Genomic DNA, 12,542 nt, shown 5'->3' with positions numbered 1-12,542 from the left:
GCGGGCAGAGGACCGATGACGAAAGCCGTTTCGCAAGTTCATTCGAATCGGCCGTCTGCCCGCTAAACGGCCCCCGCAAGAACGGGTTTTGCGCCGCCATTTTTCCGCCATAGTCTCGGTGCAGGCGCCGCCGCTCTCGGCTGCTTGGGTGTGTCATCGCGACTTCACGTGAGAGGGATTCGAAATGAAATCGTCAAGTATGTTTGCCGTCGCATTCGCCTGTTTGCTGGCCGGTCCGGCCGTGTATGCACAACAGGCATCCGCACCGGCCGGGTCGACCGGGCAGTGCAAGGATGGCAGTTATTCCCAGGCCGCCAGCAAGCGCGGTGCCTGCCGAGGACACAAGGGTGTCCAGGCTTGGTACGCCAGCGCACCGGCCGCCAAGACGGCCCCGGCAGCCCCCGCTGTTGCACCGGCCGCACCGGCTGTCGCTGCAGCACCCATGGCAGCCCCGACGCCGGCTGCCACTCCGATGAAGAACACGTCCATGAAAATGAACCACGCCATGCCCGCACCGGCTGCAAACGCCGCACCGGGCGGTGGCCCGGGCATGGTCTGGGTCAACTCCAGCAGCAAGGTCTATCACTGCCCGACCGACAAGTGGTACGGCAAGACCAAGCACGGCGAATACATGAGTGAGGCGGCCGCCAAGGCCAAGGGTGACCATCCCGAACATGGCAAGTCCTGTTCGGCGTAATCGTCCTTTCGTGCGATCAACGCAGGGGCCGGCGCAAGGCGGCCTCTTGCTGTCAGGCCGGCTCGGTCTGCCACGGATCGTAGCTGCCGAAGTACCACAGATGACCCTCCGGGTCGTGGCAGCTGTAGCCACCGCCGCCGTATTCCTTCTCGGCGTAGTCGTCCACGATCACGGCGCCGGCGGACTTTGCCTGCAGGTAGTGCGCCTTGCAGTCGACCACGGTCACGCAGGCGCATTGCGTCTCGCGCCCGCCAATTTCATCGGGCTGCGCGATATGCCGGCCGAACGCGTTGTCGCGCACCTCGCCGAGCATGATCATGCCGTGGCCGTAGCTCAGCTGGGCATGCTCCACGCCGCCTTGCTCGTTCTGGTAGACCACGTGCCTGCTGAAACCGAATGCCTTGCACAGCCAGTCGATCGCGGCATGGGCATCGTGGTAGCGCAGACAGGGGACGATGCTGCTGCCATGAGGGTTGCTTGCGTTCATGATGGGGCTCCATCGACGGAAGGCGTGCACAGGCTGGCGCACCCGGGCCGCGTCATGTCGCTGCGCTCTGCATCTAACCGGTGTGATCGTCACCTTCGGAGAGGGGCGGCAGCGTGCGCACCAGCATGCTCTGCGGGGTGGTCATCGGCATGTTGGCACTGCGCAGGCGCGCCAGGATTTCGAACAACAGGTCGCTTCTGACTCCGCTGACCACTCGCGGACTGCTGACGTAGGCGATGCAGTTGAAGGTCATCGCACCGGTAATCACGCTTTCCAGTTGCACGAACGGCGCGGGCGCATCCAGCGTGGCATCGTGGGCACGCAGCACGTCGAGCACCAATTCGCGCACCTTGCCGGCATCGCTGTTCAGCGGCATGGGCAACTTGATCTGCACCCGGCCCTGGGCGTTGGCCAGGGTGACGTTGCGTACGTTCTGGGTGATCAGCTGCGAGTTCGGCACGATCACGGTGGAGCGGTCGCCCATCTGGATTTCGGTGGCGCGCACGTTGATGCGGCGGATGTCACCCTCGACATCGCTGCTCAGACTGACCCAGTCGCCGACCTTCACCGGCCGTTCGACCAGCAGGATCAGCCCGGAGATGAAGTTCTGCACGATCGCCTGCAGGCCGAAACCGATACCCACCGACAACGCGCTGACGATCCAGGTGATGCTTTTCAGATCGACCTGCAACGCCGCCAGGGTCAGCACCACCACCAGCAGACCGCCGACGTAACCGAGCAGGGTGGTGATGGATTCCTGCATGCCGCGATCCATGGCGGACTTCGGCAGCAGTTGCTCGCGCAGCCAGCGCTTGAGTGCGCGCAGCGCGAGCATGCCGACCAGCAGGACCAGCGCGGCGGTGATGATGCTGGTCGGGTTGATCGCCAGTTCACCCAGTTTCCGGCTGCCCAGTGTCTGCTGGGCGCTGGCCAGCAGGTCGGACGGGCCGGCGCCGAACGGGGTCAGCACCGTCGCCAGAGCCAGCACGATCAGCACCACGCGCACAATGCCGGCGAGCAGCACACTGGCCTGTTCCAGCTTGTGTTCCGGCAGGCTGAAGGCGGCCTGCAGGCGTTGACCGTGGGCGCCACGCGGAGACAGCAGCGTATCGATCAGGTCGGTCAGCAGATGAATCAGCAGGTAGGTGGTCGCGACGATCAGCCCGATCCACAAGGTCTGCCCGGCGAGAAAGAACGCCAGCGCGATGAATCCGGTAGCCACGCCCAGCCAGCTGGTCACCACGCACAGCGTCGCCGCGACGATCAGCAGGCTGACCCACACCGGTCGGTGTGCCGGGCCAGTGTGGTCCGCGTCACCTTCGCCCAGTGCACGCCGGCTGCGGTGCAGGCGCCACAGCGCGGCACCGATCAACCCGCTGATGAGCAGCGCGAACAGCCCTCGCGTGGCTACGGTGGCGGGCAGGCTGGTGCCGATCGTGCGGGTGATGCGTTCGATCATGCCGGCCAGCAGTGCGGCAGCGGCAACCAGCCAGGGGAATGGGCGCAGGCTGCGAGCGGTCAGGTCCGACAGCGCAGGCAGGCGCCAGGAAGGCCGCCGTGCGGACAGCAGGGCGCGACCCAGGCCGGTGATGAAGGCCGCCAGGCAAACCAGGCGCACGATCGCCGTGGCCAGATCCTTGATGTCATCGTCGAGAATGTCGTTCCAGTTCAGCCCCAGATAGACCAGTTGCGCCGCCAGTCCGGTCGTCAGCACCGCGGTCAGCGCCACGGCGCTGGCCATCGCGCTGCGCCGCAAATGACCGTCCGGCACGTGACGCGCCGCCAGCATCAGCAGCAAGCGCTCCAGCGCCCAGCGCCCACCGGCGAGCAGCACCACGGCAGCGGCAAGGCACCACAGCAGCGGCTGCCGGTTCGGTGGTTGCCATGCCTGGCTGACGTCGTCGGCAAAACGCGTACCCAGGCGTTTCAGCCGCACCAGATCATCCGGCAGGGTTCTCGCCGGATCGGCCCAGAACGCACGGCTGAACGGTGTCGGCGTGCGCGACGCCAGTTGCGCCTGGAACTGGTCGTTGCGCAAGCCGGTGATCTGCGCGGCCAGCTGCATCGCGTTCTGGTTGAGCAGTTGCGATTGCTTGATCTGCGCGTCCAGGTCGGCCTGGGCCTTGTCCAGCTTGCGCCGTTGGGCGACCACCTCCGGGGCTTCGGCCGGCGCGCCTTTGACGGGTGTGGGGCCGAGCACGGCAAGTTGCGCCTGCAAGGCCGTCATTTGCGGCGCAAGACTGGCGGTGAGTTGGCGTGCCTGGTCCTGCACGGCCAGCGCGGTGCCGCGCAGGTCAGCCAGTGGCGGGTTGGACTTGCTGTCCTTCAGCGCGGCCTTGACCGCATCGAGCTGGCTGCCGAGCTGGTCCAGCGTCTGCGCCGGCGATGCCGCGGGCGTGGCCGGCAGGCTATTGTCCTGGGCGTGCAGGGTGACGCCGCCGAACAACAGCAGGAGGAATAGCAGCAGGCAAGGCAGTCTGGGCATCCGCGCATGATCGGAGGGCGTTGGCAGGCGGTCAATCGTGGCGATCATCATGGCGCCCGTTTCGGAGGCTGGCGTTCAGATTGGCGTCGCGGCCGCCATCGTTACGCCACAGATGAGCTCGAACCCGAGTTCCCGCACAATACGCTGACACCCGCACCGAGCTTTCCATGATCTTCCGCTGGTTCGAGTCCCTCATCGACGCGTTCAAGGAACCGTCCGACGGCATGCCGCCCAGCTCGGTGTGGCGTTTCTACGCGTTCTACCTGCGCCAGGTGTGGCCGGTATTCGCGGTGACGATCGTGGTCGGCTTCATCGTGGCCATCGTCGAGGTTTCGCTGTTCGGCTTCATCGGCAGCATCGTGGACATGACCAAGGGGGCGCCGGCGGCGGACTTTTTCCGGCAGCACGGCCGCGAACTGTTGTGGATGGGCTTGGTGGCCCTGATCCTGCGGCCGCTGTTCATGAGCCTGCACGACCTGCTGGTGAACCAGGCCATCGTGCCCAGCCTGACCAACCGCATCCGCTGGCAGAACCATCGCTATGTGATTCGCCAGAGCCTGGGCTTTTTCCAGAACGACTTCGCCGGGCGCATCGCCAACCGCATCATGCAGACCGGTGGCGCGCTGCGTGCGTCGGCGGTGCAGATCGTCGACGCGATCTGGTACGTCGCGATCTACACCGGCAGCGCGATCGTGCTGTTCGCGCAGGCAGACGTGTGGCTGGCGCTGCCGTTGTTTGCGTGGGTGTTCCTGTACGTTGGGTTGCTCTGGTTTTTCATTCCGCGGATCAAGCAGCGCTCGTGGAAGGCGTCGGAGGCACGCTCGAAACTGATGGGCCGCATCGTCGACGGCTACAGCAACGTGCTCACGCTGAAGCTGTTTGCGCACACCCGGCGCGAAGAAGCCTACGTTGCCGAGGCGATGCAGGAGCAGACCGACAAGTTGCGCCGGATGACCCGCGTCACCACCGCGATGGACGCCAGCATCACCACGCTCAACGGTTTCCTGATCGTCGGCACCTCGGCACTGGCACTGTGGCTGTGGAGCGAAGGCCGGGTGACCGTGGGTGCGATCGCGCTGTCGACCGGGCTGGTGATCCGCATCAACAACATGTCCGGCTGGATCATGTGGGTGGTCAACGGGATCTTCGAGGATGTCGGCACCGTGCAGGACGGCATCACCACGATTTCGCAGCCGCGCACGGTACAGGATCGCGACGGCGCGATGCCGCTGGAAGTGACCAACGGTGCGGTGCATTTCGAATCCATCCACTTCCATTACGGCAAGCAGGGCGGCGTGATCGCGGGACTCGATCTGGTGGTGCGTGCGGGCGAGAAGATCGGCGTGGTCGGCCCGTCCGGCGCCGGCAAATCCACCCTGGTCAACGTGCTGCTGCGGCTGTACGACCTCGAATCCGGCCGCATCCTGATCGACGGCCAGAATATCGCCAATGTCGACCAGGAAAGCCTGCGCTCGCAGATTGGCGTGGTGACCCAGGACACCTCGCTGCTGCACCGCTCGATCCGGGACAACCTGATGTATGGCCGGCCTGACGCCAGCGAGGCGCAAATCGCCGACGCCGTGCGCAAGGCGCGTGCCGACGAGTTCATTCCCGCACTCAGCGACGGCGAAGGACGTCGCGGCTACGACGCGCTGGTCGGCGAGCGCGGCGTGAAGCTGTCCGGCGGTCAGCGCCAGCGCATCGCGATCGCCCGCGTGCTGCTGAAGGACGCGCCGATCCTTGTACTCGACGAAGCCACCTCGGCGCTTGACTCCGAAGCGGAAGCGGCGATCCAGGACAGCCTCGACATCCTGATGCAGGGCAAGACGGTCATCGCCATCGCCCATCGACTGTCCACCATTGCGCGGATGGACCGGCTGGTGGTGCTGGACAAGGGTGTGATCGTCGAGTCCGGCACGCATGCCGAGCTGATCGCCCATGGCGGGTTGTACGCGCGGTTGTGGCAACGCCAGACCGGCGGCTTCGTGGCTGCGGAGGATGCACTGTCGTAGCAGCCCGCTCGCGGGCGCGTCTTGAATCGGGACTCGCGGACAGACATCGAGGCAGGAGCATCGCCCGCGAGCGGGCTCCTGCCGCGACGGTGTGGCAGGCAGGTTGAGGAGGCCGTCTACAACTGCGACTCCACCGGCCGCACCAGCAGTTCGCCGAGCTTCTGCCGCCACGGGCGTTGATGCCACTTCGCCAGCGTGTACGGCTTGGCGTGTTGCAGGTCGGCGTTCATGACGGCCGTCATTTGCTGGCCGAACTCGCGGGAATAGATGTTGAGGCTGGCTTCGTCGTTCAAGTCGAACGAGCGCATGTCGAAGTTGGTGGAGCCGACCGAGACGAGCTCGCCGTCGAGGATCAGCATCTTGTTGTGCATCATCGTCGGCTGATATTCGTGGATCTCCACGCCGGCGCGCAGCAGCCGGCCCCAGCGACGGCGGCTGGCGATGCGCACCAGGGCTGAATCGATGTAGCGACCCGGCACGAGCAGCCGAATCCGGACCCCGCGATCGCGCGCGGCCACCAGGGCATCGACGACCAGGCGATCGGGGATGAAGTAGGCCGCCTGCAGGTCGATCGAGCGGGTGCTGGCGGCGATGGCAAGCAGGTACATCAGGCGCATGCTGGCGCTGCCGCCGGCCGGCGAACTGACGAACAGGTGCATGCCCTGGCTGCCCGTCTTCTCCAGCGCGGGGTAATAGGCGTCGCTGTGCAGCACGCGGCCGGTGGTCTTGATCCAGTTGTCCATGAAACCGGCCTGCAATTGCGCCACTACCGGTCCTTCCACACGGAAGTGGAGGTCGCGCCAATGGTCCGGATCCTGGGCGTGGCCGCCCCACTGGTCGGCAATGCCGACGCCGCCGGTGAAGCCGATGCGGCCATCCACCACCAGCAGCTTGCGATGGGTGCGATTGTTCAAACGCGCGATGCTGTACCAGCGCAGCGGGTGGTAACGCTCCACCTCGACGCCGGCGTCGGTGAGCTCGTCGATCAGGCGATCTTCCATCTTTGCGCTGCCGGCCCAGTCCAGCATCACGTGGACCGCCACGCCCGCCTGACAACGCTCCTTCAGCGCGTCGGCGAACTGTTGACCGATCTCGCCGGACCAATAGATGTAGGTTTCGAAGGTGATGCTTTTCCGCGCGCCGCGAATCGCCTGCAGCATGGCGGGGAAAATCTCGTCACCGTTCTGCAAGGCCGTGATGGTATTGCCGCCAAGCAGGGCGGGCCCGAGCATCGCGTCCATCTGGTGGATGAACTGCGGGTCATCGATCGGGTGGCAGTGCTTGATCGCGTGGCGCACGGATTTCTCCGGGCGATGGAAATTCATCATCACCACGACGATGAATGCCGTGATCACGATGGTGGCGAGTATCACGGTCCACATCACGCGGTTGGCCTTGTGCCCAGGGGGTTCTCAGTCGCCATCATGCGTGTTGGCGGTCACGACCGGGTGAATGGCGTGTCGCGTTCGTTTCGTCCCGACCCCGCTACCTGATTCAGGTATCCAGCGCCCGCGCGGAGCTCCAGTGAAAAGGCCGGCGCCCGGAAGCGCCAGCCTTGACAGGTCAGACAGACGAAGGGGCTCAGCTTGCGTGGAACGCCTGCTTGATGTCACGCATCTGATCATGACCGCTGCGGACAGACGTATACACGTCCGCGATGACGCTCATGGTGTTCGGCGAGACCTTGTCATCCTTCATGGCGCTTTCGAACTTCGACTTGATGTGATCCTCGCCGCGCTCGACCTCATCCACCACCGCCTTGTTGTCGGCCGAGGTGAGGCTGGTGCGCAGGTTCACGAACATGCGATGGGCCGAGGCCAGCACCGTGCCGTCGTCTTCGGGCTTGCCGCCCAGCGAACGCACGCAGTTCTGCAAGGTGGCCGCCGCGGTACGACGTTCACCGGAGCGCGAGCGGAACAGCGAAATCAGCGGTTCGGTCTTCGCATCCTTGGCTGCTTCGGCATAACCGTCCGCACTGTCCAGGGTGGTTTCGATCAGGCTGTTGAGGGTCTTGATGTCATGGTCGTTGTTCATGGATATCTCTCCTTGCTGATTCCGATGGGAATTCCGATGAAGCCGGGGTTGGCAGGGGAATCGCCGTGATCAAGTAAAGGGGAGTGCAGGTGATGAAGACGGCACGAGCTTGTTCAATGCCGTGGCGGGCGTTCATGTTTTGCCGTGGTATCGGCGGCGCTTGACTCTTGACCTTGATCAAGGCTCTAGACTGCAGCCATGAATACACCAACGCTCTCCCTGACCATCGGTGCCGTCGCCAAGCGCGTCGGCGTGGCGATCGACACGATCCGTTACTACGAGCGCGAAGGGCTATTGCCCGAGCCGCAACGGCGCGCCTCCGGCTATCGCAGTTACGGCGAGGGCACGGTGTCGCAGCTGCGCTTCATTCGCCGCGCCAAGGACCTCGGCTTCACGCTGGAAGAAATTCGCGAGTTGCTGACCTTGTCGACCGATCGCCAGCGTGGGGTGAAGGCCGTGAAGCAGCGCGCACAAAAGCGGCTTGCCGCGATTGAACAGCGCATCGTCGATTTGCAGCGCGTGCGTGACGGGCTGGCGCAACTGGTCGAGTCGTGCCCGGGCCATGGCAAGCCGGAGGACTGCCCGATCCTGCGTGCGCTGAGCGACGGGGAGGTGACGGCATGAACACGCACGCATGCACCCCCAATCAAGACAAGCCCGCCACGGCGACCGATCCGGTCTGCGGCATGTCGGTGGACCCGGCAACATCCAAGCATCAGTCCGTGCACGAAGGACAAACGTTCCACTTCTGCTGCGCCGGCTGCAAGACAAAGTTCGACGCTTCGCCCGCGACGTATCTGGACGCGGGCGAGCGCGCCGCTGCAGGTGGCTGTTGCGCCGGCAAGCCGGCGACGCACGATCACATGCACCACGACCACGCGCCTGCAGAGAAGGATCCGGTCTGTGGCATGACGGTGGATCCGCGTACGGCCAAATACCAAGCCGAACACGCTGGCCGCATGTACCACTTCTGCTCCGGGCGTTGCCACGAGAAATTCGTGGCCGATCCGGCGGCGTATCTGGTGGCTCGCGCAGCACCAGCCCCGGCGGCGCCTGGTGCGATCCATACCTGTCCGATGCATCCGGAAGTGCAGCAGGTCGGCCCCGGCAATTGCCCGAAGTGCGGCATGGCACTGGAGCCGATGATGCCCACCGCTGACGAGGACGACGGCGGCGAACTGGCGAGCATGACGCGGCGTTTCTGGACGTTGCTGGCGTTGACCTTGCCGGTGTTCGTGCTGGCGATGGGCCCGCATCTGTTCGGCTGGCATCTTCCCGCGCCATGGGCTGGCATCGCCGGATGGATCGAGGCGGTGCTGGCCAGCGTGGTGGTGCTGTGGGGCGGGGCGCCGTTCTTCGTCCGTGGCTGGCGCTCGCTGAAGCCATGGCATCCGAACATGTACACGTTGATTGCGTTGGGCACCGGCGTGGCATGGGTCTACAGCGCGGTGGCGTTCCTGTTGCCCGAGATCTTCCCGGCCGGTTTTCGCGACATGCATGGTCGCGTCGCGGTGTATTTCGAATCGGCAGCGGTGATCGTCACCCTGGTCACGCTGGGCGACTTCCTGGAACTGCGTGCGCGTCGGCGTACCGGGGCGGCGTTGAAGGCGCTGCTCGGCCTGGCCCCGAAAACCGCGCGGCGGATTGCCGCCGACGGCAGCGAGAGCGACGTGCCGCTGGACGACGTGCATGCGGGCGACACGCTGCGCGTCCGGCCGGGCGAAAAAGTGCCGGTCGATGGCGTGGTGCTGGACGGCGAGAGCCATGTCGACGAATCGATGCTGACCGGCGAGCCGATGCCTGCGACCAAGGCGAAAGACGATACGCTCACCGGCGGCACAGTGAATCAGGATGGTGCACTGACCATGCGCGCGCAGAAGGTTGGTGGCGAGACGATGCTGGCGCAGATCGTGGCGCTGGTGGCGAAGGCGCAGCGCAGCAAGGCACCGTTGCAGCGCGTGGCCGACAAGGTCGCGGTGTGGTTCGTGCCTGGCGTGGTGGCATTCGCGTTGCTGGCATTCGCGGCATGGGCCCTGGTTGGGCCCGAGCCGCGACTTGCGCATGCGCTGATTGCGGCGGTGTCGGTACTGATCATCGCCTGTCCGTGTGCACTGGGTCTGGCCACGCCGATATCGATCATGGTCGCCAGCGGCCGCGGTGCGCAGCACGGCGTGCTGTTCAAGGACGCCAGCGCGATTGAAGGACTGCGTGACATCGACACCCTGGTAGTGGACAAGACCGGCACGCTGACCATGGGCAAGCCGGCGCTGACCGAGCTGGTGATCTTGGGCAGCCAGTCGCGCGAACAGCTGTTGGCCTTGGCCGCCGCGCTGGAACGGCCGAGCGAACACCCGCTGGCCCGGGCGATCGTCACGGCGGCTGACGCTGAAGGCGTGGCAACGCCCGCGGCAGCCGACTTCCGTTCGCTGACCGGGCGCGGCGTCAGCGCGAGCGTGGACGGCCGTGCAGTTGCGCTGGGCAATGCGAAGCTGATGAACGAGCTGCAGGTGGCCATGGGCGATGACGCCAAAGCCCGCGCCGAACAGTTGCGCGGGCAGGGTGCCACGCTGATGTTCCTCGCCGTCGACGGCGTGCTCGCGGCCCTGCTGGCGGTAGCCGACCAGATCAAGCCGGACACCCCGGCGGCCATCAAGGCGCTTCATGCTGCCGGCCTGCGCATCGTGATGCTGACCGGCGACAACGCCACCACCGCGCAAACGGTGGCGCGCACGCTGGGCATCGACCAGGTGCACGCCGACGTGTCGCCGGCGGACAAGGCCGCGGTCGTGAATGCACTGCGCACCGAGGGTCGTCGTGTGGCGATGGCCGGCGACGGCATCAACGACGCCCCCGCGCTGGCCGCTGCCGATATCGGCATCGCGATGGGTGGCGGCACCGACGTGGCGATGGAAAGCGCGCAGGTGACCCTGGTCAAGGGTGAACTGGGCGCGATCCTGCGTGCACGCAAACTGTCCCAAGCCACCGTGCGCAACATCCACCAGAACCTGTTTTTCGCCTTCGTCTACAACGCGGTCGGCGTGCCGCTGGCCGCTGGCGTGCTGTATCCGTGGTTCGGCATCGTGCTGTCGCCGATGATTGCCGCACTGGCGATGAGCCTGAGTTCGGTGTCCGTGGTGACCAACGCGCTGCGACTGCGCAAGGCGGCGTTGTGACGTTTGTCATCGGCGAAGGTTGACGACAGCTTCTGCCAGCGACGGCGCTGGTCGACGATCATTCTCCTGCACCCATCACGGGGCAGGAGAATCACCATGAATGTCAGTCCGGATACCCGCAGCACCCTCGACAAATACCTGCCGCTTCTACTGGGCCTGCTGGCCGCGCTGTTTGTCGGCAAAGCCTTGAAGAAAACCCTGTGGAGCGCGTTCGCGATGTACATGGCGCTGCACTACAGCGGCATTCATCCGTTCAGCTGAGCCGATGCCTTAGACTTCGTGCTTGCCGTCCGCGCGTTGCGCAGGCGTCGTTCGAACTCCCAGCACAAAGTCCCCGCATGAGCCGCACTCTCGCCGAATGGCTGGCGTACCAGGAACGCATCAACATCCACAGCATCGAGCTGGGCCTCGATCGGGTGCGCGAAGTTTGGCGCCGGATGGGCGCGCCGCCCCCGGCGCGGCAGGTGATCACGGTGGCCGGCACCAACGGCAAGGGCTCCACCGTGGCCTTGCTGGAGGCCATGTTGCGCGCCGCCGGCACCCGCGTGGGCGCGTTCACTTCGCCGCACCTGCTGGCGTACAACGAACGGGTGCGGATCGACGGGGCGAATGTCGATGATGCGGCACTGGTCGCATCGTTCGAGCGCATCGAGACGGCGCGCGGAACGGCCTTCGGCGAGGCCGTTCCGCTGACCTATTTCGAGTTCGGCACGCTGGCGGCACTGGATCTTTTTGCGCGCGCCGACATCGACGTGGCCGTGCTGGAAGTGGGACTGGGCGGACGCCTGGACGCGGTCAACATCATCGACGCGGACGTGGCGATCATCACCACCGTCGATCTTGACCACATGGACTGGCTTGGCCCGGACCGCGACAGCATCGGTCGCGAAAAGGCGGGCATTGCGCGGGCCGGACGGCCGGCCATCGTGGGCGAGTCGGATCCGCCGGCGGGGCTGCTGGCCGCCCTGGACGCCTGCGCTGCGCGGGTCGAGCGGGCCGGCGTCGATTTCAGTGTGGAGCGCCATGCGGATGGCTGGCGCTGGCGGCATCGCGATGGCAGTGCGATGGAACTGCCCGCTCCGGCGTTGTCGGCCCCGGTGCAATATGCCAATGCGGCCGCGGCGATTGCCGCCCTGCATGCGCTGGATGACGGCGGGCTCACGCCCAGCGCGTTCTTTGCCGCGATCAGTGCGGGTCTGCACGAAGTGCGCGCGCCGGCGCGGTTGCAGATGATCGGGGGTGACACGCCGGTGGTGGTGGATGTCGGCCATAACCCGCAAGCGGCGCGCGCGCTGGCCGAGTGGCTGGACGCGCAGCCGCCGACACGGGTGCATGCGGTGTACGGCGCGCTGGCCGACAAGGATGCGGCAGGCGTGATCGCCGCGCTCGGTGAGCGTGTCGACCATTGGCACCTGGCCGGACTGGATCGGGACACCCCGCGGGGGATGAGCGTGGAGGTGCTGGCCGGCATCCTTCGGCAGACGCTTCCAGCGGCTTCCTGGACGGCACACGCCAATGTGACGGCTGCTCTGCGGGCTGCCCGCGGCAGTGTTGCATCCGGCGGGCGCATCCTGGCGTTCGGTTCCTTTTTCGTGGCCAGCGCCGTGCTTGCTGAACACGCTGCGTAGCCGGCTGCACGCCGCGACGAATGGCG

The 12,542-nt window shown here is 65.8% G+C and carries 10 protein-coding genes; 6 read left to right on the top strand and 4 right to left on the bottom strand.

All coding sequences use genetic code 11. The features are described 5' to 3' along the window. The first annotated feature begins 184 nt into the window (after positions 1-184). Positions 185-697 (top strand): DUF3761 domain-containing protein, encoded by a 513-nt coding sequence (locus ACVWWQ_RS03700; RefSeq protein WP_133949899.1) that lies wholly within the window; start codon positions 185-187, stop codon positions 695-697. Positions 698-749: 52 nt separating this feature from the next. On the opposite strand, the gene ACVWWQ_RS03695 is transcribed toward ACVWWQ_RS03700, so the two are convergent. Continuing rightward, positions 750-1,184 (bottom strand): VOC family protein, encoded by a 435-nt coding sequence (locus ACVWWQ_RS03695; RefSeq protein WP_133949901.1) that lies wholly within the window; start codon positions 1,182-1,184, stop codon positions 750-752. Between the two features lie 73 nt (positions 1,185-1,257). Further along, the gene (locus ACVWWQ_RS03690) at positions 1,258-3,669 is read right to left on the bottom strand and encodes a DUF3772 domain-containing protein (protein WP_133949903.1); all 2,412 of its coding nucleotides are present in this window, start codon (positions 3,667-3,669) and stop codon (positions 1,258-1,260) included. Between the two features lie 170 nt (positions 3,670-3,839). Between ACVWWQ_RS03690 and ACVWWQ_RS03685 the strand changes: the two genes are divergently transcribed. Next, on the top strand, positions 3,840-5,681 hold the full coding sequence (locus tag ACVWWQ_RS03685) for an ABC transporter ATP-binding protein (protein WP_166669765.1): 1,842 nt from the start codon (positions 3,840-3,842) through the stop codon (positions 5,679-5,681). A gap of 116 nt (positions 5,682-5,797) precedes the next feature. Here ACVWWQ_RS03685 and ACVWWQ_RS03680 read toward each other — a convergent pair whose 3' ends face one another. Both ACVWWQ_RS03680 and ACVWWQ_RS03675 read right to left on the bottom strand, forming a co-directional pair. Continuing rightward, the gene (locus tag ACVWWQ_RS03680; RefSeq protein WP_133949907.1) at positions 5,798-7,063 is read right to left on the bottom strand and encodes a phospholipase D-like domain-containing protein; all 1,266 of its coding nucleotides are present in this window, start codon (positions 7,061-7,063) and stop codon (positions 5,798-5,800) included. A gap of 199 nt (positions 7,064-7,262) precedes the next feature. Next, the gene (locus tag ACVWWQ_RS03675) at positions 7,263-7,715 is read right to left on the bottom strand and encodes a PA2169 family four-helix-bundle protein (RefSeq protein ID WP_099651862.1); all 453 of its coding nucleotides are present in this window, start codon (positions 7,713-7,715) and stop codon (positions 7,263-7,265) included. Between the two features lie 198 nt (positions 7,716-7,913). Between ACVWWQ_RS03675 and ACVWWQ_RS03670 the strand changes: the two genes are divergently transcribed. The 4 genes from ACVWWQ_RS03670 to folC all read left to right on the top strand — a co-directional run bounded on the left by ACVWWQ_RS03670 (position 7,914) and on the right by folC (position 12,516). Beyond that, a complete protein-coding gene (locus tag ACVWWQ_RS03670) occupies positions 7,914-8,339 on the top strand; it encodes a heavy metal-responsive transcriptional regulator (protein ID WP_133949913.1) in 426 nt (141 codons plus the stop codon). Further along, positions 8,336-10,888: a heavy metal translocating P-type ATPase gene (locus ACVWWQ_RS03665; RefSeq protein ID WP_133949915.1), complete on the top strand. Its 2,553-nt coding sequence runs from the start codon at positions 8,336-8,338 to the stop codon at positions 10,886-10,888. The genes ACVWWQ_RS03670 and ACVWWQ_RS03665 overlap by 4 nt, the downstream gene beginning before the upstream one ends. Positions 10,889-10,984: 96 nt before the next feature. Continuing rightward, positions 10,985-11,149 (top strand): hypothetical protein, encoded by a 165-nt coding sequence (locus ACVWWQ_RS03660; RefSeq protein WP_166669740.1) that lies wholly within the window; start codon positions 10,985-10,987, stop codon positions 11,147-11,149. 77 nt (positions 11,150-11,226) lie between these two features. Next, complete coding sequence (folC, locus tag ACVWWQ_RS03655) at positions 11,227-12,516, top strand: bifunctional tetrahydrofolate synthase/dihydrofolate synthase (RefSeq protein WP_133949917.1); 1,290 nt, start codon at positions 11,227-11,229, stop codon at positions 12,514-12,516. The last annotated feature ends 26 nt before the right edge of the window (positions 12,517-12,542 follow it).

Source organism: Rhodanobacter sp. TND4EL1, from assembly GCF_054061035.1.
The sequence above is the reverse complement of the archived record's forward strand: the minus strand, read 5'-3'. Positions and strand labels throughout refer to the sequence as shown.

What these genes read in the sequence shown, in the direction of transcription:
- ACVWWQ_RS03700 (WP_133949899.1), top strand. Translation starts at nt 185, where the DNA reads ATGAAATCGTCAAGTATGTTTGCCGTCGCATTCGCCTGTTTGCTGGCC.
- ACVWWQ_RS03695 (WP_133949901.1), bottom strand. Translation starts at nt 1,184, where the DNA reads ATGAACGCAAGCAACCCTCATGGCAGCAGCATCGTCCCCTGTCTGCGC.
- ACVWWQ_RS03690 (WP_133949903.1), bottom strand. Translation starts at nt 3,669, where the DNA reads ATGCCCAGACTGCCTTGCCTGCTGCTATTCCTCCTGCTGTTGTTCGGC.
- ACVWWQ_RS03680 (WP_133949907.1), bottom strand. Translation starts at nt 7,063, where the DNA reads ATGTGGACCGTGATACTCGCCACCATCGTGATCACGGCATTCATCGTC.
- ACVWWQ_RS03675 (WP_099651862.1), bottom strand. Translation starts at nt 7,715, where the DNA reads ATGAACAACGACCATGACATCAAGACCCTCAACAGCCTGATCGAAACC.
- ACVWWQ_RS03670 (WP_133949913.1), top strand. Translation starts at nt 7,914, where the DNA reads ATGAATACACCAACGCTCTCCCTGACCATCGGTGCCGTCGCCAAGCGC.
- ACVWWQ_RS03665 (WP_133949915.1), top strand. Translation starts at nt 8,336, where the DNA reads ATGAACACGCACGCATGCACCCCCAATCAAGACAAGCCCGCCACGGCG.
- ACVWWQ_RS03660 (WP_166669740.1), top strand. Translation starts at nt 10,985, where the DNA reads ATGAATGTCAGTCCGGATACCCGCAGCACCCTCGACAAATACCTGCCG.
- folC (WP_133949917.1), top strand. Translation starts at nt 11,227, where the DNA reads ATGAGCCGCACTCTCGCCGAATGGCTGGCGTACCAGGAACGCATCAAC.